The following is a 21,853-nucleotide window of genomic DNA, read 5'->3' on the forward strand; positions in this document are numbered from 1 at the left end:
AAACTGGTCGAACCGACAGGTTAAGCGATGTTTTTACTGTTTTTGCTGGCGGGCGGCCGCGCGCTTGTGGCGCCAAATTTCAATCACGCCCGGCAGAATCGAAACGATGATGATCCCGACGATCAACAGTTTCAGGTTCTCCTGCACCACCGGCAGATCGCCGAACATGTAGCCAGCATAAGTGAAGAGCAGCACCCAAACCAGTGCGCCAATCACGTTGTAGGCGGCGAAGTGGCGATAGGACATATGCCCCATACCGGCGACGAACGGCGCAAAAGTACGCACGATCGGCACGAATCGCGCCAGAATAATCGTTTTCCCGCCGTGCTTCTCATAAAACTGATGCGTTTTATCCAGGTAGCTGCGGCGGAAGATTTTCGAATTCGGGTTGCTGAACAGCTTCTCGCCGAACAACCGCCCGATAGTGTAGTTCACCGCATCGCCGATGATCGCCGCTACGGCCATCAACGCCACCATGGTGTGCACGTTCAGATCGTTGGTCGGCAACGCCGCCAGCGCGCCGGCGACGAACAGCAAAGAATCCCCCGGCAGGAACGGCGTCACCACCAGACCGGTTTCACAAAACAGGATCAGGAACAGAATAGCGTAGACCCACATGCCGTATTGTGCGACCAGTTCGGCCAAGTGCACATCAATATGCAGAATGAAATCAATAATAAACTTGATGATGTCCATAAATTCTCTCATTGATGCCGGGCGTTTCAATCACCCGGCAGAAGCACAAGGGAGCGACGCTTTCAGGCGTGCCGGCGTTTAATCGTCGGGCAAAAACAGCGGCCCCATCGGCGGCCGCGGCAGACCAAAGTGGTCAGGGTAATCCACGGCAACCAGATACAGCCCCTCGGCTCGCGCCGTCGCCGCCGCCAGATTGCGATCCTTCAGCGCCAGCAACTCGGCCATCCAGTTCTCACTCTGATTGCCACAGCCGATCTCCATCAGGCTGCCGACGATGTTGCGAACCATATGATGCACAAAGGCATTCGCCTTGATATCTACCACAATATATTCGCCGTAGCGCGTAACCTTAACGTGTTTTACGCAGCGCCACGGGGTGCGCGACTGGCATTGTACCGCGCGGAACGACGTGAAATCGTTCTCGCCCAGCAGCGCCTGCGCCGCCCGATGCATGCGATCGGCGTCCAGCGGGTGATAAAAATGCGTTACCCCCTGCTGCAGCACCGCCGGCCGGTAGCGATGGTTGAAAATGATATAGCGGTAGCGGCGCGCGGTGGCGCTGAAACGCGCGTGAAAATCGTCGGCGACGGGGCTCACCCAACGCACCGCGATATCCGGCGGCAAATGGGTATTCACCCCCATCGTCCAGGCGGCGTCCTTGCGGCGCGCAGTGGTTTCGAAATGCACCACCTGCCCGGTGGCGTGCACCCCGGCGTCGGTACGCCCGGCGCACAGCACGGTAATCGGCGCATCCGCCACCTTGCTCAACGCCTGCTCCAGGCGTTCCTGCACGCTGGCCACTTCTTGCTGCCGCTGCCAGCCGTAGTACCGGCTGCCGTCATATTCGATGCCCAGCGCTACCTTCAGCGTCGGCTGAGCGGGCGAGACCACCTCAGACATCAGTACATCTGCTCCTGCACCAGACGCTCGGCGGTTTCGATAGCCATCAACGCGCCGCCGAAGCGCACGTTGTCCGCTACCGTCCAGAACTGCAGCAGCTCGGGGATGCCGTAATCGTTACGCAGGCAGCCGATGCTGAGCGCATCGCTGCCGGAAGCGTCGGTGACCTGGGTCGGGTAATCGTCCTCTTCGCTCAGCTGAATGTCTTCGACCTCTTCGAACTCGCTGCGCGCCTCTTCGGCGGACAGCGGGCGCAGCGCTTCCAGGTGCACCACCTGCGCGTGGCCATAAAACACCGGCGACTGAACGCAGCTCACCGAAATCGGCAGCCCTTCATCCTGCAGCACCTTGCGCACCTGATCGACGATCAGGCGCTCTTCGCGCACGCTGCCCTGCTCGTCGGCGACAAGCGGCAGCAGGTTGAACGCCAGCTGTTTACCGAAGACGCCTTCCTCGGCCGGAATGCCGTTAAGCAGGCGCGCGCTCTGGCCGGCCAGGTCGTCCACCGCCACCTTGCCGCGCGACGATACCGACATCAGCGTGGTGACGTGCAGACGCGACAGCCCCGCCTGTTCGGTCAGCGGTTTGATCGCCGTCAGCAGTTGGCTGACCATGCTGTCGGCCACCGCCACGATATTGCGGTTACGGTAATCCGCCAGCACCTGCGGGTTCACGCCCGGCACCACCAGCGGCACATCCGGCTCCATGGCGAACAGGCCGCTGGTGTCGATCACCAGGCAGCCCATGTTGCCGGCTTCTTCGGCATAGCGCGCGGAAGCGTCGCTGCCGGCGACGAAGAAGGCCAGCTGCGCCTGCGACCAGTCGAACTCTTCGGCGTTTTGCACCAGAAGAGACTTGCCGTTGAAGCGCACATTGGCGCCCGCGCTGCGTTCGCTTGCCAGAGGATAGAGCTCACCCACCGGGAACTGGCGTTCCTGCAACAATTCCAGCAACGCTTCACCTACCGCGCCAGTGGCGCCGAGCAGCGCGATATTCCAGCCGTCAGACATCGGGTTTTCTCCAGAGTATTTCATTCATAAAAGCACACGGGCAGTGCAGTCACCGCCCGATAATCTTTACCGCTCACTGTAACGGCGTTGGCTTAAGACAACCTTACGCCCTACGCCACGCTGAAGCCCAGCTTGCCGAGCAGCTCGGCGCTGGCGCTGTCATCGCATTGCACGACCAGCGAAGACCACTCGCGGCGCTCCTGGTAGTGCTTGCGCAGGCGATCGAATTCGCCCGGTTGCCCGGCGACTTTGCGCAATGGCGCATCATCGCGGCGCACATCATACACCAAGTGCATCAATCGTTTTAACCGCGCTTCATCCAGCGGCCCGTTGAGGCGGATCTGGCTGAACTCCGGCACCGGCAGCAGCGAGGCCAGCGCCACCTGCTGCGGCTGCCCCAGATGGCGGCTGAACGCTTCGAACACCTGGGTGGTGCCGCGCGCCTTGCCTTCCAGCGTATACCCGGCGATGTGCGCGGTGCCGATATCCACCCGCGCCAGCAGCGGCAAGGCGAGATCCGGCTCCGGTTCCCACACGTCCAGCACCGTGCTCAGCTTTTTGCCCTTTTCCAGCGCCTGCAGCAGCGCGGCGTTATCCACCACCGGCCCGCGGCAGGCGTTGATCAGAATGCGGTTGTCCGGCAGCGCCGCCAACAGATCCGCATCCGCCAGATGCAGCGAATGGTAAGGGCCGGATTTATTCAGCGGCGTATGGAAGGTCAGCACATCGGCCTCGGCCACCAGCTTCTCCAACGGCCAGAACTCCCCGGCGTCGCCGCGATCGGCGCGCGGCGGATCGCACAGCAGTGTGCGCACGCCCAACGCTTTGAGGCGCGCGTCCAGGCGGGAACCGACGTTGCCCACGCCGACGATGCCGACGGTTTTATCCCGCAGGTGGAAGCCGTCGCGTTCGGCCAGCAGCATCAAGGCGGAGAACACATACTCGACCACCGCGATGGCGTTGCAGCCCGGCGCGGCGGAAAACCCGATGCCCTGCCGTTGCAGCCAGGCGTCATCGATGTGATCGGTGCCGGCGGTGGCGGTGCCGACAAAGCCGATGCGGCTGCCGGCCAACAGGGCTTCATTGACCTTGGTGACCGAACGCACCATCAGCGCATCGGCATCCGCCAGCGCCTCACGCGGGATCGGGCGGCCCGGCACCGCTTGCACGTCGCCCAGGCGGCTGAACAGCTCGGCCGCGTACGGCATATTTTCATCAACCAGAATTTTCACTGCGTTCTCCGACGGTTTACGGCTATTGGTCTGCGAAATAGTGTGCCACTGAATCAGGCACGGCGAAAGCGCTCAGGGGTGGTGCCGGCGATCTGCTGGAACATGACGATAAAGGCCGACGCGGAGCTGTAGCCGACATCCAACGCCACGTCCTGCACGGTTTTGCCCTGCTCGAGCAACGACACGGCATGCAGAAAACGCAGGCGCTGGCGCCACTCGCTGAACGACATGCCCAGATCCTGCTGGCAGCGGCGCGACAGCGTGCGCTCGGTGGTGTAGACCCGCGCCGCCCACGTCGCCAGCGAGGTGTTGTCCGCCGGGCAATGCTCCAGCGCTTCCAGCACCGGCGCCAAAAATTTGTCGTCCGACGACGGCAGATAGGTTTGCTGACGCGGCGACAGGCGCAGCTGGTCGATCAGCACCTGACAGAGGCGCAGATCCTCCTCCGTCTGTGGAATGTACTGCTTGCGCGCATAAAAATCCTCGGCGATGGCGCGGAAGATGGGCGTTACGCTCACCAGACAGGGGTCGGCCGGCATGCCGGCGCACAGCGCCGGCGTGATGTCCACCATGCGGCACTGCGCCAGTCGCTGGTTGTAGCAGGAGTGTTCGATGCCCGCCGGCGCCCACAACACGAACTCCGGCGGCGCCAGAAAGCGCTGCCCGCCGATGCGCAGCACCATCACCCCGGCTTTGACCCACATCAACTGGCCCCAGGTGTGGCTGTGCGGCTGGAATTCGGTGCGCGCGTTAAACTCTTCACAGCGGAACTGCACCGGGTTGGGCGCCGGGATCAGCGACTCAGGGAAATGGCGGATTTCTGGCATGGTTTCGTCCCGTGATTTGTCTTGTTTACGCCGATTTTTGTCTGGATATCGCTATATATGATAAACCGGACACGCGTAGACTAGCCAGCATGTTGGACGTTATTGAGAATAATTATCATGAATATGCTCTTCCCGCTGTTGGCCGTGCTGATATGGTCGATTAACGCCGTCGTCAGCAAACTCTCCGCCACCGCCATCGATCCGGCGGCCATTTCACTTTACCGCTGGCTGCTGGCGCTGATCGCCCTGACGCCGTTCGTGCTGCCGGGCGTGCTGCGCAATTGGGCGCAGGTGCGCGCCAACTGGTGGAAACTAATGATCCTCGGCTTGCTGGGCATGGTGCTGTATCAAAGCCTGGCCTATTACGCGGCGCACAGCGTCAGCGCGCTGTTTATGGGCATCATCGTGTCGCTGATCCCGCTGCTGACCATCCTGATCAGCATCGTCCTGCTGCGCATTGCGCCGACCGTCGGCGTGCTGCTCGGCAGTATTCTCTCCTTCGGCGGTTTGATCTGGCTGGTCAGCGGCGGCCAGCCCGGCGTGCTGCTGCAGCACGGTATCGGCAAGGGGGAATTGATGATGCTGCTCGCCACCGCCTCTTACGCGCTGTATGGCGTGTTGACCAAACGCTGGGCCATCGCGCTGCCGAACTGGCAATCGCTGTACGTGCAGATCCTGTTCGGCGTGCTGCTGCTGCTGCCTAATTTCCTGATGGCGCAGGATGTCGGCTTGAACGGCCATAACCTGCCGCTGGTGCTGTTCGCCGGCATTCCGGCTTCGATCATCGCCCCGTTCCTGTGGATCCAGGGCGTGATGCGCCTGGGCGCCAACACCGCCTCGATCTTCATGAACCTGGCGCCGGTGTTTACCGCCGCTATCGCCGTGCTGTTCCTGCATGAGCAGTTGCACGGTTATCACCTGATTGGCGGCGGCATTACCCTGCTGGGCGTTATCCTGTCGCAGCGGCTGCGCACGCCGCTGACGCGTAAAGCCAAAGCCCCGGCGGCCGACGTCGAGTCCTGCAAAGAACAGGCTTAAGGCAACAGCCTGAAACGCACCCGCACCAACAGGCCGCCCAGCGCGGCGGAGCTCAACAGCTCCGGGCGGGTGCCGTGATAGGCGGTGATGTCCTTCACCAGCGCCAGCCCCAGGCCGGCGCCCGGCTGATCGCCCACGTTGTCCAGCCGGTGAAACGGCTGCAGCGCCAGCGCCTTGTCCTGCAAGGCGATGCCGGGGCCGCTGTCTTCAATCTCCAGCACGCCTTCCCCCGTCGCCTTCTCCTGCGTGAGGCGAGCGGTGACCACGCCCTGACGCGGTGTGTATTTCAACGCGTTGTCCAACAGGTTGGCGCACAGCTCGGCCAACAGCAGCGGTTCCCCCGCCACCTGACACGCCGCTTCACCTTCGAAGCCGAGATCGATCTGTTTGCTGCGCGCCTGCGGCAAGCGGGAAAAACAGGCGTCGCGCAGCACCTGCGCCAGGTTGACCGGCTGCAGCTTGCGCTCGGCCTGGTGCTCGCTGGCCTTCAGGCGTGAGAGATACAGCAGGCGGTCGGTCAGTGCCACGGTATTGTCCAGCGTCGCGCTCATCGCCTGCAGGCTTTCGCGCCACTGCTGCGGCCGATCGCTGGCCAGCGCCACCCCGACCTGAGTCTTCAACACCGCCAGCGGCGTGCGCAGCTGGTGGGAAGCGTCGGCGCTGAAACGTTCCTGACGCGCCACCATCAGCCGCAGCCGTTCGATATAGCGATTGAACGCCACCAGCAGCGGCTGCATCTCCGACCACGGCAATACCCGCGGCAAGGGCGTCAGCTCGCCCGGATCGCGCCGCAGCATGATGCCGGAGAGTTTACGCATCGGCTTCAACACCCGCTTGAGCAGCGCGAACGCCAGGATCAGGGTCAACACCACCACCGTGCCCTGGCTCAGCAGCGCCGCGATCATCATCTGCCGCGCCAGGTAACGGCGCGACTCCAGGGTTTCCGCCACCAAAATGGTCGCCATGCCGCTCACCCCCGACTCGTTGACCGGCTGAAACAGCGCCGCCACGCGGATCGGCCGGCCGAGGTATTCCGCATCGTAAAAATGCACCAGCGCCGGGTAGAGCGTGGAGCGCGGGATATGGGGCGGCAGCGACGGCAAATCGTCATAACCCGAGATGCTTTTTCCCTGCGGCGAAATCACCTCGTAATACAGCTGATCGTTCATGTTGCGCTCGAAGCTGTCGAGCACCACATAGGGCACATCGACCGCCAGCTTGCCTTCGCGCACCACCAGTCGCTCCGCCACGGTGCGCGCCGACGCCAGCAGCGTGCGATCGTAAGCCAGAGTGGCGGCGCTCATGGCGCTGAAGTAGTGGGTGTAGATAGAGATGCCGCCCAACGCCAGCAGCGGCAGGCCAAAAAACAGCAGCAGTTGATAGAACAGCGAACGCGGGGCGTTAAACCACCGCATTGCAGAGCTCCAGGCTGTAGCCCAGACCGCGCAGCGTGACGATCGCCACGTCGCTGCCCTGCAGCTTTTTCCGCAGGCGGTGTACGTAAAGCTCGATGCTCTCCGGATTGGCCTCGTCGGACAGCGTAAACACCTGCTCGAACAGCTGTTGTTTGGCCACCGGGCGGCCGCGCCGATGCATCAGCGCGGTCAACACCGCCAGTTCGCGCGGCGTCAGCGCCAGCGGCTTGCTCTCCAGCAGAAAATAGCCTTCGTCATGGTAGGTCAACGCGCCGTACTGCAACGCCGGCTGCGGGGCACCGACGCTGCGGCGCAGCAGCGCCCGAATGCGCGCCTCCAGCTCGTCCAATTCGAACGGCTTGGTGAGGTAATCGTCCGCTCCCAGATTCAGGCCCCTTACCCGATCGGCCACGTCGGTGCGCGCCGTCAGCAACAGCACCGGCAGATCCTGCCCACGCTTGCGCAGGCGCGCCAGCAAATCCAGGCCGTTCAAACGCGGCAGCGCCACATCCAACACCGCCAGCGCATAACGCTCGTTGAGCAACAGATGATCGGCCGCCACGCCGTCCGGGGCGACGTCGACGGCAAACCCGGCGCCGGTCAGCGCCTTTTGCAACCAGTGAGACAGCTCGGGGTGATCTTCAACCAATAACAGTCGCATGTTCCCATTCCATTGATTTACCTGAACAACCTGGCGCCGACACGGCGTCCGTTAACAGGCTGATAACAAAGGATGGCATGGAAAATAAGGGGATAAAAGAGCGCCGCGCCGCCAGTTTTGGGAGCTGGCACACAATTATGCGTATGGAGCGCGATCGCAGGGCGGCGTCAGATCAGCGGAATGGGGCTATCGGCAACGGCAATGTCCAGCACCGGGCGCAGCTTGTCGGCGGTAAACGGCGAAGAAACCAGCACGGAGCGGTTGTTGGCAGCAAACACCAGATCGATGCCGGTCACGCAGGCGGTCATCTGACAGGCATACTTTTCACCGTCGGCGTTAACGAAATGCAGCTCAAACACGCCAACCTCGGCGCGCAGGCGCTTCAAACGACACTGCCCGCTTTCTCCCGCCATCTCGGCGTAGACCTCAGGCAACCGTTTAATTGCGCATACTTTGGCGCTGTCCCTGCCACCAAACAATTTCCCTAACGAAAACATATTACTGCGTCTCTATTCATTTCACTGATCATGATTTTATCGCAAAAGCAGAACGGCAAACCTGATATTACGCAGGATTTTGGCCAGTTTAGCGCCCTGTTCTTGCCCTCGTTTCTATGGTAGCGCACCCGCCATTCGCTGGCGACAAGAGACCCTAATCACAGACTGGAAACTTTTCCGGCCTCTGAAAGGTAAATGAAAGGTTGTTGTTTTAACAATCCTGCAACCGCACCCGGCGGGATTTCACAACCAGAACAATACCGAGGGCAAGTCACAATGAAAAAAATAATGACCCGAACCTTTACCGCCGCCGCCCTGTTGCTGGCGGCCTCTCAGTCCTTTGCCGCAGAGGCGCCCAAACGCACCGAATGCATTGCGCCGGCCAAACCCGGCGGCGGCTTCGATCTGACCTGCAAACTGATTCAGGTGTCGCTGCAGGATACCAAGGCCATCGATAAACCGATGCGCGTCACCTATATGCCCGGCGGCGTCGGCGCGGTGGCCTACAACGCCATCGTCGCGCAGCGCCCGGCGGAGTTCGGCACCGTGGTGGCCTTCTCCGGCGGCTCGCTGCTCAATCTGGCCCAGGGCAAGTTCGGCCGCTACAACGTGGACGACGTAAGATGGCTGGCGGCGGTCGGCACCGACTACGGCATGATCGCAGTGCGCGCCGACTCGCCTTACAAAACCCTGAAAGACCTGATGGACGCTTTCCAAAAAGATCCCAACAGCGTGGTGTTCGGCGCCGGCGCATCGATCGGCAGCCAGGACTGGATGAAAACCGCGCTGCTGGCGCGCGAAGTCGGCGTGGATCCGCGCAAGATGCGCTACGTGGCGTTCGAAGGCGGCGGCGAGCCGGTTACCGCGCTGCTGGGCAACCATATTCAGGCGGTTTCCGGTGACCTGAGCGAGATGGTGCCTTACCTGCAGGGCGACAAGATCCGCGTGCTGGCGGTGTATGCCGAGCAACGTCTGCCGGGCCAGCTGGCCGACATTCCGACCGCCAAAGAGCAGGGATACAGCCTGGTGTGGCCGATCATTCGCGGCTTCTACGTCGGGCCGAAAGTCAGCGATGAAGAGTATCAGTGGTGGATCGACACCTTCCAGAAAATGATGGCGACCGACGAATTCAAACAGCAGCGCGATCTGCGCGGCCTGTTCGAATTCAACCTGACCGGCAAAGAGCTGGACGCCTACGTGAAGAACCAGGTTGCCCAATACCGTGAGCAGGCGAAAGTGTTCGGCCTGGCCAAATAACCGCAGGGGAAAACCATGAGCGATCGTATTTTTGCCGGCTTTTGGCTGCTGCTGTGTATCGGCGGGCTGTTCATCGGCTGGGGTATCCAGAGCGAATACAGCTATGAACCGCTGGGGCCGCGCCCGTTCCCGCTGGCGATCCTCAGCCTGATGGCGCTGTGCGCGGCCCTGCTGTTGCTGCGCCACCCGCAGGCGGTGGAGTGGCCGCACAGCAAGGTGCTGCAGCGGCTGCTGGTGCTGGTGATCACCCTGGTGCTGTATGCCTGGGGCTTTGAATGGCTCGGCTTCCCGCTGGCGACCGCGCTGCTGACGTTCAGCATCGGCCTGTTGTTTCAGGCCAGCCTGCCGGCGGCGGCCATCTCCGGCGTCATCATGGGCGCAGCGTTGTACTACGCCTTTGACCAACTTCTCGATGTCACACTGCCGCTCGGCGCCTGGCTGAGCTAACGGGAGCGATGATGGATACCTGGATGTATTTGACCCAAGGGTTTGAAGTGGCGCTGGTGCCGCAGAACCTGATTATCGCCCTGATCGGCTGCTTCGTCGGCACCATCGTCGGCCTGTTGCCGGGGCTGGGGCCGATCAACGGCGTGGCGATCCTGCTGCCGCTGGCGTTCGCCCTCAAACTGCCGGCCGAATCGGCGCTGATCCTGCTGGCGACGGTGTATATCGGCTGCGAATACGGCGGGCGCATCTCGTCGATTCTGCTCAACGTGCCGGGCGACGCGGCGGCGATCATGACCGCGCTGGACGGCTACCCGATGGCGCAGCAGGGGCGCGCCGGCGTGGCGCTGTCCATCTCGGCGGTCAGCTCGTTCGTCGGCTCGATGATCGCCATCGGCGGCATCATTCTGTTCGCGCCGCTGCTGGCCCGCTGGTCGCTGGCCTTTGGCCCGGCGGAGTATTTCGCCCTGATGGTGTTCGCCATCGCCTGCCTCGGCAGCATGATGAGCCAGAACCCGCTGAAATCGCTGCTGGCGGCGCTGATCGGCCTGGGGCTGGCGACGGTAGGCGTCGACGCCAACACCGGCGTTTACCGCTTTACCTTCGACAGCGTGCACCTCTCCGACGGCGTGCAGTTTATCGTGGTGGTGATCGGCCTGTTCTCGGTCAGCGAAATCCTGTTGATGCTGGAAAGCACCAGTGCCGGACAGAAGCTGGTGCGTAAAACCGGCCGGTTGCTGTTCAACCGCAAAGAGGCGGCGCAGTGCGCGGGCCCGACCCTGCGTTCGTCGGTGATCGGTTTCTTCGTCGGCATTCTGCCGGGCGCCGGCGCCACTATCGCCAGCGCGCTGACCTACATGACCGAGAAGAAAATCAGCGGCAACAGCGATACCTTCGGCAAGGGCGATATCCGCGGCGTAGCGGCGCCGGAAGCGGCCAACAACGCCTCGGCCTGCGGTTCGTTCATTCCGATGCTGACGCTGGGGGTGCCGGGCTCCGGCACCACGGCGGTGATGATGGGCGCGCTGACGCTGTACAACATCACCCCCGGCCCGGCGATGTTCACCGAACAGCCGGATATCGTCTGGGGGCTGATCGCCGCGCTGCTGATCGCCAACGTCATTTTGTTGATCATGAACCTGCCGCTGGTCGGTCTGTTCACCCGCATGCTGACCATCCCGCTGTGGTTCCTGGTACCGGCGATCGCCGCGGTTTCGGCGGTGGGGGTTTATGCGGTGCACAGCACCACCTTCGACCTGCTGCTGATGGTCGGATTGGGGGTGTTCGGCTACATCCTGCGCAAAATGCATTTCCCGATGTCGCCGCTGATTCTGGGCTTTGTGCTGGGTGAGATGTTGGAGCAAAACCTGCGCCGCGCGCTGTCGATCAGCAACGGCGAATTCGGCATTCTGTGGAGCAGCAGCATCGCGCAAACGCTGCTGGTGCTGGCGGTGGCCGTGCTGGCGCTGCCGCCGCTGCTGCGCCTGATGCGCAAACGCCGCCATCTGGCGACCGAGGCCAAGGCCGAGTAATGCGAAACGGGCGGGGATCCCCGCCCGTTATGTTTAACGGCCTAAGGCCGCCATTCCCCTTTCCAGCGCCCCGATATCGTTATCGGCAAGCAACGGCTGAATCACCGCAAAGTCCGCCTCGGACAAGTCATAGAGGCGCAAGGCAAGCAACCGTGCGATGACTTCCGGCGCGAACCGCCAACGGATAAACCTCGCCGGGTTACCGCCGACGATGGCATAAGGCGCAACATCGCCGGCCACCACGCTACCGGCGGCGACGATCGCCCCCTCGCCTATCGAAATCCCCGGCATCAGCATCGCCCGCATGCCGATCCAGCAGCCGTCGCCCAGCCGGGTATCACCTTTGGGACGGTATGCCTGCTTGATGGTTGCCATAAACGGGTACAGGCTCAGCCAGTCGATGCGATGGGTGTGATTACCGCCCATCAGGATCACCGCTTCGGCCGCGATGCACACATAATCGCCGATCAGCAGGCGATCTATTTCGCCCAGCGGCTGCCATTGGCGGCTGACCGCGTCGCCGTGCAGATAGCGCACCACCGAGCGTTCGAAGCCGTTATCCCAGCAGTCGCTGTAGTAGCTGTGGGTGCCTTTGACGATGATATTCGGGTTGGTCACCGTCTGATGCAACAGTTCGGTTTGGGACCAGTGTTTTTCGGACATGGCGTATTCTCTTGTTACCGGAATAAAAGCCACGGAACGGAATGTCTGTGGCCGTGTTGTCGTTCACTCAACACGGCCATTCAAGCGATAAGCGCTCGTTTCAATCTCGGGTTATTCATCATTAGTGCCTCCCTTGCGAGGCACAAGGGTAACCGATCACGCCTCAGCGGTCTTGCTTTTCAACAGCAGCACCCCGCCCATCACCAACGCGCTGCCCAGCAACTGCAGCTGATTCATGTTCTCCCCCAGCAGGAAATAGGCGATCACCGCGGTGAACACCAGTTCCAGCGACAGGATCAGGTTGGCCACCGCCAGCGGCAGCGTTTTCAGGCTGATGTTATACAACCCGAAGCCCAACAGCGTCGGCCCGGCGGCCAATGCTAGCAGCAACAGCCAGCCGCTCCACTGGATGCCCTGTGCGCCGTGCGACAGGAACCACAAATCGCCGGCCATGCCGTGGAACGCCGCCAACGGGAACGCCGTCAGCGCCGCGTTGAACGCCAGCTGATACAACGCCGAAAAACCGAACACGTACAGGATGGTGTTCCACACCGGATAGCCGCGTTCGCTGGCCACCCGCCCGCCGAGGGTATACAGGGTATAGCCGATGCCCGACAGCATCCCTACCAGCAGCCCCAGCAGATCGAAGTGGCTGTTCCCCATGCTGTCGCCGTTGCTGACCAGGAAGCAACCGCCCAGGCTGATGGCGATCACCAGCAGTTGGCGCAGCGTCAGGCGCTCGCTGTACATCACCCAGCCGAGGAACACGGTAAAGCCCACCGAACAGTAGGTCAGTATGGTCGCCACCGACGCGCCATTCAGCGCTACCGACAGCGTCCACAGGCTGTTGAACAGCGCCAGCAGCAGCCCGTAAAGCGCGTAGAACACCACCTGCTCACGGCGCAGACGCGCCCACTGCGGTTTCATCAGCAACAGCAGCGGCAACAGCACCAGCGCCACCAGCGCCGCGCGCCAGAACGCCAGCACGAAGGTCGGCAGCTGATAGTACTCGGTCAGCGCGCGGATGATGATAGCGGTAAAGGCCAGCAGCATGGCGCTGATAATGGCGATGACGTAACCCTGGCGGCTGCCCTGCAAGAGGCGCGCGCCGGGCAACGCCGGCCGGGCGGAAACGCCTGACGGTAATGACATGAGATCCTCGGGAAAATGGCGACATAAATGCTCAGGCGCACAGTGTAACGCGGCCATTTTTTCCCACTATAGCCACTTTTCGGCGTTGTCATGCAGGCCACTTTTCTGCGCTTGAAGCCCTGTTGACATGGGGTATAGTAAAAAACCATCTCCCTAACCGGGCCAATTTCGCATGCACATCCCGTTAGATCGCGAACAGGACGTTCCGCTGTATTTGCAGATCGAAGAAGCGCTGCGGCGCGCCATCCTCACCGGCGTGTTCGTGGATGGCGACAAGCTGCCCTCGACACGCACGCTGGCTGCCGAATTGGCGGTCAGCCGTTTGACGGTGGATAACGCCTATGCCGAACTGGCGGCCAAGGGCTTTTTGCACCAGCGGCGCGGCAGCGGCGCCTATGTCGCGCACCCGCAGGCGCAAACGCGCCCGGCCCGGCCGACCAGCAACGCCCCTTTCCCGCTGGAGAGCTTCACCACCCTCACCTCGCGGCTGGACGGCTACGCCGACGCCCCGCTGCCGGAGGGGCTGATCAACTTCGCCGCCGGCGTCGGCAGCCCCAAGATATTTCCGCTGGAGGCGTTTCGCAAAGTGCTGCTGTCGGTGCTCAGCCGCCACGCGGAAGAAGCCTTCAGTTACGGCGAATACTGCGGCTACTACCCGCTGCGCGATACGCTGAGCCGCATTCTCAGCGCCCAGGGCATCCCCACGCAGGCCGAACAGGTGCTGATCACCAACGGTTCACAGCATGCCATCAGTCTGGTGGTGCAAAGCCTGCTGGCGCCGGGTGATACGGTGATCGTCGAAGAGCCGACCTACGCCGAAGCGCTGGGCCTGCTGCGCCAGCACCGCATCAATATCGTCTCCGTGCCCGGCGATCGCCACGGCATGCTGGTCGATCGACTGCCCGAACTGCTGGAACGCCACCGCCCTAAACTGATCTACACCATCCCCAACTTCCACAACCCGACCGGCCGCTGCCTGAGCGAGGCCCGCCGGCGGCGCCTGCTGGCGATCGCCCAACAGGCCGGCGTGGTGATCCTGGAGGACGACTTCGTCGGCGATCTGCGTTATCAGGGCAAACAGCTGCCGTCGCTGCGAGCGCTGGCGCAGCCGGGCGCGGTGATCTACGTCAGCACCTTCTCCAAAATGCTGCTGCCCAGCATGCGCATCGGCTATCTGGTGGCAGACAGCGAACACTATCAGCGTTTCGCCAGGCTGAAACACGTCGACAGCTTCACCAGCTCCAGCCTGATCCAGCGGGCGCTGGACGCGTTCGTCACCGTCGGCCGTTACGACAAGCAGCTGCGGCGCGCCGGACGCGTCTACCGCCTGCATCTGGAAGTAATGATCGACGCGTTGCAACATCGGCTGCCGCCGGGGTGCCGCTTCGAAACGCCGCAAGGCGGCTTGTTTATCTGGCTGACGCTGCCGGAGGCGGTGACCACCGCCGAGCTGATGCCGGTGGCCTGGCGACACGGGGTGACCTTCGCGCGCGGCGAATGCTTCTATGCGCAGGAACAGCTGGGCGCACACGGCCTGAGGCTGAATTTTGCCGCCAACTCGCCGCCGCAGATTGAAGAAGGTATCGCCCGGCTGTGCCGGGCGATTGAGGAGGTAATAACGGAGAAAAACGCCGGTTAGACGGCGGCCCACCACATCCGCAGCTTCATCCCCCAGTAGCTGGTCCAGCCGGTGGTGCTTTGCACCACCTTGCCCTGCGAGATCACCACGAAGGTCGGCGTGACGCCAATCCGCCACTGCGCCGACAGCGCCCCGGCCGGATCGTTGACCACCGGCAGCGCCAGCCGTTTACGCGCCAGCCACTGCTTCACCTGGGCATCATCGCCCGATCGCAGCGCGACGGTCAGCACGTTGCCGCCCGCCGCCTGCAAGCGGGCGACGTCCGGCGTGGTGAAACGGCAAACGCCGCACCAGCTGGCCCAAAAGTAAACCAGCAGCGGCCGCTCATCGCTGAGCTGCGCCAACGACACGCGCTCGCCGTCCAGCGTGGTCAGCGTCTGAGCATCGAAGGCTGGCGGCGCCTGCGGCGCGTTCAGCCAATCCATCACCGTGACCACCGCCAATGCGATCAGCGCCAGCAGCAACAACTCGCGCCCCCAGCGCTTGAACTTAGCCATTGTTAGCCTTCGCCAGCTGCTGTTTCACCATCGCTTCCAGCTCTTCATACGACACCGCCCCCGGCAGCATTCGATCGCCGATCAGCGTCGCCGGCGTCCCCTGCACGCCCAATTGCTCCGCCAATTCCATATTGGTGCGCAGCGTGGTCATGCTCTGTTCGCTCGGCGCCACCGCCTTGACGCCGGTTTTCTCTTGCGCAGCGGCGATGCTGGCGTTGTCATGGAAGCCTTTTTTCGCCATCAGCCGCTGGTGCAAGGCCCAGAATTGATCCGGGTGCTGTTGCCAGGTGGTGAGCGCCACGCGCGCCGAACTGACCGAGCTTTCGCCCTTGAACGGCAGCAGCTTCACCACCAGCGCCACGTCCGGGTATTGCTTGACGATCTTCTCCAACATCGGATCAAAACGCTTGCAGTACGGGCAGTTATAGTCGGTAAAGGTCACCAGCGTCAGTTTGGCGTTGGCGGCGCCCAGGCGCGGGCTGGCCGGATCCTGATACAGCGTTTTGGCGTTCTGCTTGATAGCCTGGCTGATTTGCTCGCCGGCGGTTTGCTGCTGCCAGGCGTCCACTGCCTGCGCCAGAATGTCCGGGTTGGACACCAGCGTTTCGCGGATCATCTCTTTGATACGCGCCTCTTGCGCCGGGGTGAAAGGCTCGGCGGCCCACGCTGGGGCGGCGATGATCATCAGTAAAATCAGTAGTTTTTTCATTGTTCGGTTCCTTTGGCATGGGAAAGCGTTTGCAGCACGGCGTCACGGGTCAACAGCGGGGATAACACCTCGCCGTCCGGGCTGCCGGGGCCATAGACTTGGTTGAAAGGCACGGCGACGCTGCCGCGCTTTTGCAGGAAGGCGCTGATGTCGGCCGACGGGCGGCTCCAGTCGCCGCGCAGCGCGACCACATCGCCGGCGCTCAGCGCGCGCTGTACGTCATCACGCAGCAGCACATTGAATTTGTTAGCTTTACAGGTCACGCACCAGTCGGCTGTCACGTCGACGAACACCCGCTTATGCTGCGCCAGCGCCTCGGCGATCGCTTGCTCGCTCAGCGGTTGCCACTGCACCCGATCCTGCAACGGTTGGCGCCACAGGCCGGCGGTCAGCGATCCGGCCAGCAAGGCCACACCCGCCAGCACCACAGTGCCTGCCGCCAGCTTGGCCGCCAAGCGTGCCCCCTGTTGGCGCCACACCGCCAGCAGCAACGCCAACAGCGCCAACGCCCCCAGCCACAGCGTGGCCTGGACGCCGATATGGTTGCTCAGCAGGCTCAGCAGCCACAGCGACGACGCCAGCATCAGCAGTCCCATCGCCAGCTTGACGGTATTCATCCAGCGGCCGGGGCGCGGCAAACGCAGCGCCAGCGATGGCCAGGCGGCGATCAGCAGCCACGGCAGGCTCATGCCGATGCCGAGCGCGATGAACATGCCCCACAGCACCGGCAGCGACGCCGCCAGCGCGAAGGCCACCGCCGTGCCGAGAAACGGCGCCGAGCACGGCGTCGCCAGCAGCGTAGCGAACGCGCCCTGCCAGAAATGGCCGCTCAGACCGCGCCCGTTATGGGTCGCCAGCGAGGTATTCAGATCGGACGAGAGACGCAAATGGAACAGGCCGAACAGGTTGGCGCTGAACAGCAGCGTCACCAGCACCATAAAGCCGATAAACCACGGATTCTGGAACTGAATGCCCCAGCCGAGCGCGTGGTTGCCGAGCCGCAGCAGCGTCATCAGCAGGGCCAACGCCATAAACGAGGCGACGATGCCCAGCGACGACGCCAGAAACTGCAAACGCACGCTGTGCCGATCGCGCCGCTCCACCTGCAGGATCGAACCGAGCTTGATGCCCAGCACCGGCAGCACGCACGGCATCAGGTTGAGGATCACCCCACCCGCCAGCGCCATCAATACCGCCTGCCACAACGGGAACGCCGCACCGGTGGGCGCGGCCAACGCATCGCCAATCGGCAGCGTAATCTGCTGTGCCATGCCGCCGTCGTCAATCACCAGCGTCAGCGTTTTGCCGCGCAGGTCCGGCGCCGCATCGCCCCAGCCATCGCTGACCGGCACTCGCGCCAACAGCTGATCGCCGTCGGTTTCAACCTGCGGCTTGCCGAGATCGGCATCCGCCAGCGTATCGAAGAACAGCGCAGGTTGTTGCCAACCGTCGGCGCGTTCGGCGGCAATCTGCAGCTCGCCGCTGCGATACCCGGCCTTGACGTTATCCGCCAACCCGGCGGCGATCGGCACCTGCCCCATCGCCTGCGCGAAATCGTGATTAAACTGCGGATCGTTCGGCGCAGTCAGATCCAGACTGAACGGGTAGTCGGTCAGAATGCAGACGTTGCTGCAGGTGGACAGCGTCAGCGTACCCGCCAGCGTGCCGGATACCTGGCCTGACATCACGATCGGCAACGTGACCCGATCGTGATAGCCCTGGGTGGAAATGCCGGCCACCTCGAAACGCTGCGGCGTCGGCCAGTGCCAGGTCGCCGGCGGTGGGTTGCCTTGCCAGACGATAGCCGGCGCGATGCCGCCTTCGCCCGGAGAGCGCCAATAGGTTTTCCAGCCTTTTTGCAGCTCGACCGACAGCAGCAGGCGGGTCTCCCCCGGCTGTGACGTGTCGGCGCGCAGCCGCACCTTGGCATGATCGTTGGCCGGATTTTGCAGCCAGCCGCTGTCCGCCGCCTGCAAAGCAGGCAGCCACAGCATAAACAGGCAAGCGCAGGCCAGCCTGATGATTTTCAACATGTTAATTCTCCATAAATGATTAATTCACCACGAAAAACGGGCGATTAACTCATTCACGGAAGACGCATAATCGAAGGTGCACCCTGAGGGTGGGTGGTGAAATGGCGCGAGGAGGAGGAATGCGCAGACGCGCGGCAATGGTCGGCGCCAACAGCGCCAGCAGCAGACCCAGCCCGAACAGCATGGTTTCGAACATCACCGGCGGCGCGGCCAGCAATGACTTGGCGCTCAGCTCACAGGGCGTCGGCTGCGCTTCGGCGGCCTCATCGCCGGATTGAACGGCGGTGGCGGCCGGGATCCACAGCGTTTGCTGCAGCGCATGCAGGCCCGCCATGCGCTGGGTCATGCACGTCAGCACCACCAGGCAAGCCAGGCATAAAAACCATTTTGCAATCCGCTGCCGTTTAACCATGCCATCCTCATGTTCAGATCTGGGGTTATCTTAGCGGCGCGGGCGCGATTAGCAACGTTTTGTCGGTAAAGAAATGTCTGAGCGGCGGTATTGATGGCGGCGATTTACAGGTATCATAATGGGTAAGCCTGCGCTTTTCGCCGGGTACGATGACGATTCTCTCCCCCAGGCATTCTGCGGGGATACACAGCGAAGGACTGGTGATATGCAACCTTTGAGTGGGCCGGGCACCCCAATCGCCGGCGAACGCCCCCCCTCCCCGGGCAAAACGGCGGCCACTGACGATCAACCCCTCTCTCCGGCGCAGCGCACGACGCTGGAAAAACTGATCGTGAAAATCATGACGCTCAGCCCGGTCAAATCGGCGGAGATCTGGGCGTCTCTGCGTCACGATCTCGGCGCCGACAAAGGCGGCGAACTGCTGGCGCGCCATTTTCAACCGGCGGAACAGCTGCTGCAAACGCGCCTGACGCAGGCGCAGCAAAACCATGCCGGGCGCCAACTGCTGCAACAGCTGGCCGAATTGCTGCCGCAGGGCAATAACCGCCAGGCGGTCAGCGACTTTATTCGCCAGCAGTTCGGCCATACGGTGTTGAGCCAACTGAGCCCACCGCAATTGCAACAGGTACTTAATCTGTTGCAGACCGGCGGCCTGACCATTCCCCAGCCGCAGCAAACCGCCACCAGCGATCGCCCGCTGCTGCCCGCAGAGCATCAAAGCCTGCAGCAGCAGATCACCAAACTCAGCGCCGCCACCGGCGAAGCGCCGGCTAAAATCTGGCAAACGCTGTTCGATCTGGCGGGCGTGAAAACCAACGATCCGCTGCCGGCGCGCCACTTCCAGCTGCTGAACCAGTTTTTACAGGTGAAGGTGGCGCTCAGCCCGCAGAACGCGCCGACGCTGAACAACCTGCTGGCGGCGCTCAAACAGCCGGCGGACGAGCGAGAACTGCAGCAGATGAACGACTATTGCCAGGCGCGCTTCAACTGCGGCGCCAATGCGCCGCTGACGCATCCGCAAATGAGCGACGCCATTCATCAGCTGTTTGCCCGCCGTCTGGATAAAGCCGGCCAGGCGCAGCCGATCGCCAGCCACCCTGTCGAACCGCAGCCGCTGCTCAACCCGCTGATCGCCGCCTTGCCTCTGCCGCTGCAAAAAGCGCTGAGCAAGCCGGCCGTGGCGCTGATCCTGCTGCTGTTGGCGTTGGCGGTCGTGCTGGCGCTGGTGTTTTAACGCCTCAGGCGCAGCCGCAGTCCTCAGCAGCCGCCCGATCGCGCAGCGATCCCGGCTGTTCTCCGATGGCCAATGGATGGCCATCGCGCAGCCAGAAGTCCAGCCCGCCGATCAGCTCCTTCACCCTGAATCCCAGTTTCGCCAGCTTGTAAGCACCTTTGGTGGATCCGTTGCAGCCAATGCCGTCGCAGTAGGTCACATACACTTTCTGGCGATCCAGCTGCGCCGTGCCGGCTTCATCCATCAGGCGATGCGGCAAACTGAGCGCACCGGGGATATGTCCGGCGGCGTACAGCGCCTCCGCGCGGGTGTCGATCACCACCATCCCGTCCACGCCATTGCGCAGATCTTCCGCCACGTCCCAGGCATCCGCATAGCGGCTCAGTTTAGCCGCCAGATAGGTCAGGCTTTCTTCCGGCGCCGCCGGCGGAAAAGCCAGCACCAATGATTCTTTCGACATATCACTTACTCCCGTGCATCAAGACAGATGACAATAGTGCCCCATTTTGGTCTTATGATTGATACCCATTATCCACAGATGATAAGACCCATTATGCGGCACACGCTGATCACGCTGTTTCAGCAATCGCCCCAGGCCGTCGGCACGCTGCGCGAACGTCTTTGTGCAGCATTGCGGCAGGCCATCCACCACGGCGCATTGAACATTGGGCAACGCCTGCCCTCCAGCCGAGTGCTGGCTGGGGATCTGAAACTCTCAAGGGTGACCGTCGAAGCAGCGTACGGCCAGTTGGAGGCGGAGGGGTATTTGCAGCGCCGCGTCGGCCAGGGCACATTTGTGGCTATCCGCATCGCCAAATCGCCGCCGCCGCCGCCTCGCACCGCCATGCCGCGCCTTTCGCAACGCGGCCAACAGATCGTGCAAACCGGCGGCTGCCGCGATCCGCAGCAGCCACAGGCGTTTGCCGCCGGCTCGCCGGATCTGCGCGCGTTTCCGCTAGCCTTGTGGAAGCAACTGACCGCACAGCGCCTGCGGCTACAGGGAGAAAGCCTGCTGCGCTACGGCGACCCGCAGGGCTATTTGCCGCTGCGTGAAGCGATTGCCGCCCACGTCAACCAAACGCGCGGCGTAATCTGCGATGCAAATCAGGTTATCGTGCTGACCAGTTCACAGCAGGCGCTGCAGCTGATCGCCACGTTGCTGCTGGACAGCGGCGACAGCGTCTGGATGGAAGAACCGGGTTACGCCGGGGCGAGAAACGCCTTTATCAGCGCCGGCGCCGCCCTGACGCCGGTGGCGGTAGACGGCGACGGCCTGCGCGCTGAGCCCTCCTTGCCCGAGCCGCGTTTGATTTATTTGACGCCCTCGCACCAATACCCAACCGGCGCAGCGCTCAGCCTGGCGCGCCGCTTGGCACTGCTGACGCTGGCGGAAAAGCAGCAGGCCTGGATCATTGAGGACGATTACGACAGCGAGTTTCATTACGACGGCCTGCCGATACCGGCGATGCAGGGTCTGGATCGCCGTGGCCGGGTGCTGTACCTCGGCACCTTCTCCAAATCGCTGTTCCCTTCGCTGCGGTTGGCATACCTGATCGTACCGCCCACGCTGGTTGAAGCGTTCGTCACCGCACGCACGGTGTATGACGGCCACTGCGCGCAGCTGATGCAGGCGGTCACCGCCGAATTCATCCGCCAGGGGCACTTCGCCGCGCATATCCGCTACATGCGCCAACTCTACCATAGCCGGCGCGATGTGTTGCTGGCGGCAGTACGCGAAAAACTCGACCACTTCGCCACCCCCGCTCCCGCCGCCGGCGGCCTGCAGCTCAGCGTCTGGCTGCCGCCCGGCCAGGAGGCGGCGCTCAGCCGGCAGGCGCGGCGGCTCGGCATCCTTACGCCCGGGTTAACAGCGCAATACCAAACGGTTCAGGCGCAGCGCGACGGGTGGCTGCTGGGCTTTTCGGCCCTGACGCCGGGCGAGATCCGCTGCGCCGTCGAGCGGCTGGCGCGGATCACCGTGGCTTAGCCTGGCCCCAATGGGACG

General features: G+C 62.8%; 22 protein-coding genes. 7 read left to right on the forward strand and 15 right to left on the reverse strand.

The genetic code is table 11. From position 1 onward, the window contains the following. Positions 1–33: 33 nt before the first annotated feature. From ACJ8IJ_RS05150 to ACJ8IJ_RS05170, 5 genes are all read right to left on the reverse strand, one after another. Positions 34–696: a DedA family protein gene (locus ACJ8IJ_RS05150; protein WP_286093488.1), complete on the reverse strand. Its 663-nt coding sequence runs from the start codon at positions 694–696 to the stop codon at positions 34–36. A gap of 78 nt (positions 697–774) precedes the next feature. Beyond that, positions 775–1,596 (reverse strand): tRNA pseudouridine(38-40) synthase TruA, encoded by an 822-nt coding sequence (gene truA, locus ACJ8IJ_RS05155; protein ID WP_049241855.1) that lies wholly within the window; start codon positions 1,594–1,596, stop codon positions 775–777. Next, on the reverse strand, positions 1,596–2,606 hold the full coding sequence (locus ACJ8IJ_RS05160; protein ID WP_261419512.1) for an aspartate-semialdehyde dehydrogenase: 1,011 nt from the start codon (positions 2,604–2,606) through the stop codon (positions 1,596–1,598). Before ACJ8IJ_RS05160 ends, truA begins: the two co-directional genes overlap by 1 nt. A 110-nt stretch (positions 2,607–2,716) precedes the next feature. Next, positions 2,717–3,838, reverse strand: a complete 1,122-nt coding sequence (pdxB, locus tag ACJ8IJ_RS05165) for a 4-phosphoerythronate dehydrogenase PdxB (protein WP_442518325.1) — start codon at positions 3,836–3,838, stop codon at positions 2,717–2,719. 53 nt (positions 3,839–3,891) lie between these two features. After that, entirely contained in the window at positions 3,892–4,665 is a 774-nt protein-coding gene (locus tag ACJ8IJ_RS05170) for an AraC family transcriptional regulator (RefSeq protein WP_033632493.1), read from the reverse strand. Positions 4,666–4,782: 117 nt separating this feature from the next. On the opposite strand from ACJ8IJ_RS05170, the gene ACJ8IJ_RS05175 reads away from it, so the two are divergent. Then, positions 4,783–5,703 (forward strand): DMT family transporter, encoded by a 921-nt coding sequence (locus ACJ8IJ_RS05175; RefSeq protein ID WP_004936141.1) that lies wholly within the window; start codon positions 4,783–4,785, stop codon positions 5,701–5,703. On the opposite strand, the gene ACJ8IJ_RS05180 is transcribed toward ACJ8IJ_RS05175, so the two are convergent. The 3 genes from ACJ8IJ_RS05180 to ACJ8IJ_RS05190 form a co-directional block, all read right to left on the reverse strand. Continuing rightward, entirely contained in the window at positions 5,700–7,118 is a 1,419-nt protein-coding gene (locus tag ACJ8IJ_RS05180; RefSeq protein WP_004936144.1) for a sensor histidine kinase, read from the reverse strand. The genes ACJ8IJ_RS05175 and ACJ8IJ_RS05180 overlap by 4 nt on opposite strands. Beyond that, complete coding sequence (gene tctD, locus ACJ8IJ_RS05185) at positions 7,105–7,779, reverse strand: transcriptional regulator TctD (protein WP_004936146.1); 675 nt, start codon at positions 7,777–7,779, stop codon at positions 7,105–7,107. Before tctD ends, ACJ8IJ_RS05180 begins: the two co-directional genes overlap by 14 nt. A gap of 167 nt (positions 7,780–7,946) precedes the next feature. Beyond that, a complete protein-coding gene (locus ACJ8IJ_RS05190; protein ID WP_229705507.1) occupies positions 7,947–8,192 on the reverse strand; it encodes a hypothetical protein in 246 nt (81 codons plus the stop codon). A 360-nt stretch (positions 8,193–8,552) separates the two neighbouring features. On the opposite strand from ACJ8IJ_RS05190, the gene ACJ8IJ_RS05195 reads away from it, so the two are divergent. The 3 genes from ACJ8IJ_RS05195 to ACJ8IJ_RS05205 are packed head-to-tail and all read left to right on the forward strand — an operon-like array spanning position 8,553 to position 11,509. Further along, positions 8,553–9,533: a Bug family tripartite tricarboxylate transporter substrate binding protein gene (locus ACJ8IJ_RS05195; protein ID WP_015378599.1), complete on the forward strand. Its 981-nt coding sequence runs from the start codon at positions 8,553–8,555 to the stop codon at positions 9,531–9,533. A gap of 15 nt (positions 9,534–9,548) precedes the next feature. After that, positions 9,549–9,980: a tripartite tricarboxylate transporter TctB family protein gene (locus ACJ8IJ_RS05200; RefSeq protein WP_004936154.1), complete on the forward strand. Its 432-nt coding sequence runs from the start codon at positions 9,549–9,551 to the stop codon at positions 9,978–9,980. A gap of 11 nt (positions 9,981–9,991) precedes the next feature. Then, a complete protein-coding gene (locus tag ACJ8IJ_RS05205) occupies positions 9,992–11,509 on the forward strand; it encodes a tripartite tricarboxylate transporter permease (RefSeq protein WP_004936157.1) in 1,518 nt (505 codons plus the stop codon). Positions 11,510–11,542: 33 nt separating this feature from the next. On the opposite strand, the gene ACJ8IJ_RS05210 is transcribed toward ACJ8IJ_RS05205, so the two are convergent. Both ACJ8IJ_RS05210 and ACJ8IJ_RS05215 read right to left on the reverse strand, forming a co-directional pair. Next, a complete protein-coding gene (locus ACJ8IJ_RS05210; protein WP_265260978.1) occupies positions 11,543–12,172 on the reverse strand; it encodes a CatB-related O-acetyltransferase in 630 nt (209 codons plus the stop codon). A 156-nt stretch (positions 12,173–12,328) separates the two neighbouring features. Beyond that, positions 12,329–13,324, reverse strand: a complete 996-nt coding sequence (locus ACJ8IJ_RS05215) for a DMT family transporter (protein WP_442518326.1) — start codon at positions 13,322–13,324, stop codon at positions 12,329–12,331. 172 nt (positions 13,325–13,496) lie between these two features. Between ACJ8IJ_RS05215 and pdxR (ACJ8IJ_RS05220) the strand changes: the two genes are divergently transcribed. Beyond that, entirely contained in the window at positions 13,497–14,963 is a 1,467-nt protein-coding gene (gene pdxR / locus ACJ8IJ_RS05220; protein ID WP_049189235.1) for a MocR-like pyridoxine biosynthesis transcription factor PdxR, read from the forward strand. Here pdxR (ACJ8IJ_RS05220) and ACJ8IJ_RS05225 read toward each other — a convergent pair. Genes ACJ8IJ_RS05225 through ACJ8IJ_RS05240 form a run of 4 tightly spaced genes read right to left on the reverse strand, consistent with a single transcriptional unit; the run spans position 14,960 to position 18,614 of the window. Further along, positions 14,960–15,460: a protein disulfide oxidoreductase gene (locus ACJ8IJ_RS05225; protein ID WP_442518327.1), complete on the reverse strand. Its 501-nt coding sequence runs from the start codon at positions 15,458–15,460 to the stop codon at positions 14,960–14,962. The genes pdxR (ACJ8IJ_RS05220) and ACJ8IJ_RS05225 overlap by 4 nt on opposite strands. Beyond that, complete coding sequence (locus tag ACJ8IJ_RS05230; protein ID WP_154871005.1) at positions 15,453–16,169, reverse strand: DsbA family protein; 717 nt, start codon at positions 16,167–16,169, stop codon at positions 15,453–15,455. The genes ACJ8IJ_RS05225 and ACJ8IJ_RS05230 overlap by 8 nt, the downstream gene beginning before the upstream one ends. Then, positions 16,166–18,202: a protein-disulfide reductase DsbD family protein gene (locus tag ACJ8IJ_RS05235; RefSeq protein ID WP_442518328.1), complete on the reverse strand. Its 2,037-nt coding sequence runs from the start codon at positions 18,200–18,202 to the stop codon at positions 16,166–16,168. The genes ACJ8IJ_RS05230 and ACJ8IJ_RS05235 overlap by 4 nt, the downstream gene beginning before the upstream one ends. Positions 18,203–18,251: 49 nt before the next feature. Beyond that, the gene (locus ACJ8IJ_RS05240) at positions 18,252–18,614 is read right to left on the reverse strand and encodes a copper resistance protein (protein WP_442518329.1); all 363 of its coding nucleotides are present in this window, start codon (positions 18,612–18,614) and stop codon (positions 18,252–18,254) included. Between the two features lie 205 nt (positions 18,615–18,819). Here ACJ8IJ_RS05240 and flk point away from each other — a divergent pair, with 205 nt between their 5' ends. Continuing rightward, entirely contained in the window at positions 18,820–19,848 is a 1,029-nt protein-coding gene (gene flk, locus ACJ8IJ_RS05245) for a flagella biosynthesis regulator Flk (RefSeq protein WP_261239178.1), read from the forward strand. A gap of 4 nt (positions 19,849–19,852) precedes the next feature. Here flk and ACJ8IJ_RS05250 read toward each other — a convergent pair whose 3' ends face one another. After that, complete coding sequence (locus ACJ8IJ_RS05250; RefSeq protein ID WP_442518330.1) at positions 19,853–20,308, reverse strand: rhodanese-like domain-containing protein; 456 nt, start codon at positions 20,306–20,308, stop codon at positions 19,853–19,855. A gap of 93 nt (positions 20,309–20,401) precedes the next feature. Here ACJ8IJ_RS05250 and pdxR (ACJ8IJ_RS05255) point away from each other — a divergent pair, with 93 nt between their 5' ends. Then, entirely contained in the window at positions 20,402–21,835 is a 1,434-nt protein-coding gene (gene pdxR / locus ACJ8IJ_RS05255; protein WP_206194136.1) for a MocR-like pyridoxine biosynthesis transcription factor PdxR, read from the forward strand. Positions 21,836–21,853 lie beyond the last annotated feature (18 nt).

The sequence above is a fragment of the Serratia sp. CY40230 genome, from assembly GCF_052168835.1.
GTDB classification, from domain to species: Bacteria; Pseudomonadota; Gammaproteobacteria; order Enterobacterales; family Enterobacteriaceae; genus Serratia; species Serratia nematodiphila.

Coding starts and splice junctions, on each gene's coding strand:
- ACJ8IJ_RS05150 (WP_286093488.1), bottom strand. CDS start 696: ATGGACATCATCAAGTTTATTATTGATTTCATTCTGCATATTGATGTG.
- truA (WP_049241855.1), bottom strand. CDS start 1,596: ATGTCTGAGGTGGTCTCGCCCGCTCAGCCGACGCTGAAGGTAGCGCTG.
- ACJ8IJ_RS05160 (WP_261419512.1), bottom strand. CDS start 2,606: ATGTCTGACGGCTGGAATATCGCGCTGCTCGGCGCCACTGGCGCGGTA.
- ACJ8IJ_RS05170 (WP_033632493.1), bottom strand. CDS start 4,665: ATGCCAGAAATCCGCCATTTCCCTGAGTCGCTGATCCCGGCGCCCAAC.
- ACJ8IJ_RS05175 (WP_004936141.1), top strand. CDS start 4,783: ATGAATATGCTCTTCCCGCTGTTGGCCGTGCTGATATGGTCGATTAAC.
- ACJ8IJ_RS05180 (WP_004936144.1), bottom strand. CDS start 7,118: ATGCGGTGGTTTAACGCCCCGCGTTCGCTGTTCTATCAACTGCTGCTG.
- tctD (WP_004936146.1), bottom strand. CDS start 7,779: ATGCGACTGTTATTGGTTGAAGATCACCCCGAGCTGTCTCACTGGTTG.
- ACJ8IJ_RS05190 (WP_229705507.1), bottom strand. CDS start 8,192: ATGGCGGGAGAAAGCGGGCAGTGTCGTTTGAAGCGCCTGCGCGCCGAG.
- ACJ8IJ_RS05195 (WP_015378599.1), top strand. CDS start 8,553: ATGAAAAAAATAATGACCCGAACCTTTACCGCCGCCGCCCTGTTGCTG.
- ACJ8IJ_RS05200 (WP_004936154.1), top strand. CDS start 9,549: ATGAGCGATCGTATTTTTGCCGGCTTTTGGCTGCTGCTGTGTATCGGC.
- ACJ8IJ_RS05205 (WP_004936157.1), top strand. CDS start 9,992: ATGGATACCTGGATGTATTTGACCCAAGGGTTTGAAGTGGCGCTGGTG.
- ACJ8IJ_RS05210 (WP_265260978.1), bottom strand. CDS start 12,172: ATGTCCGAAAAACACTGGTCCCAAACCGAACTGTTGCATCAGACGGTG.
- ACJ8IJ_RS05215 (WP_442518326.1), bottom strand. CDS start 13,324: ATGTCATTACCGTCAGGCGTTTCCGCCCGGCCGGCGTTGCCCGGCGCG.
- pdxR (WP_049189235.1), top strand. CDS start 13,497: ATGCACATCCCGTTAGATCGCGAACAGGACGTTCCGCTGTATTTGCAG.
- ACJ8IJ_RS05225 (WP_442518327.1), bottom strand. CDS start 15,460: ATGGCTAAGTTCAAGCGCTGGGGGCGCGAGTTGTTGCTGCTGGCGCTG.
- ACJ8IJ_RS05230 (WP_154871005.1), bottom strand. CDS start 16,169: ATGAAAAAACTACTGATTTTACTGATGATCATCGCCGCCCCAGCGTGG.
- ACJ8IJ_RS05235 (WP_442518328.1), bottom strand. CDS start 18,202: ATGTTGAAAATCATCAGGCTGGCCTGCGCTTGCCTGTTTATGCTGTGG.
- ACJ8IJ_RS05240 (WP_442518329.1), bottom strand. CDS start 18,614: ATGGTTAAACGGCAGCGGATTGCAAAATGGTTTTTATGCCTGGCTTGC.
- flk (WP_261239178.1), top strand. CDS start 18,820: ATGCAACCTTTGAGTGGGCCGGGCACCCCAATCGCCGGCGAACGCCCC.
- ACJ8IJ_RS05250 (WP_442518330.1), bottom strand. CDS start 20,308: ATGTCGAAAGAATCATTGGTGCTGGCTTTTCCGCCGGCGGCGCCGGAA.
- pdxR (WP_206194136.1), top strand. CDS start 20,402: ATGCGGCACACGCTGATCACGCTGTTTCAGCAATCGCCCCAGGCCGTC.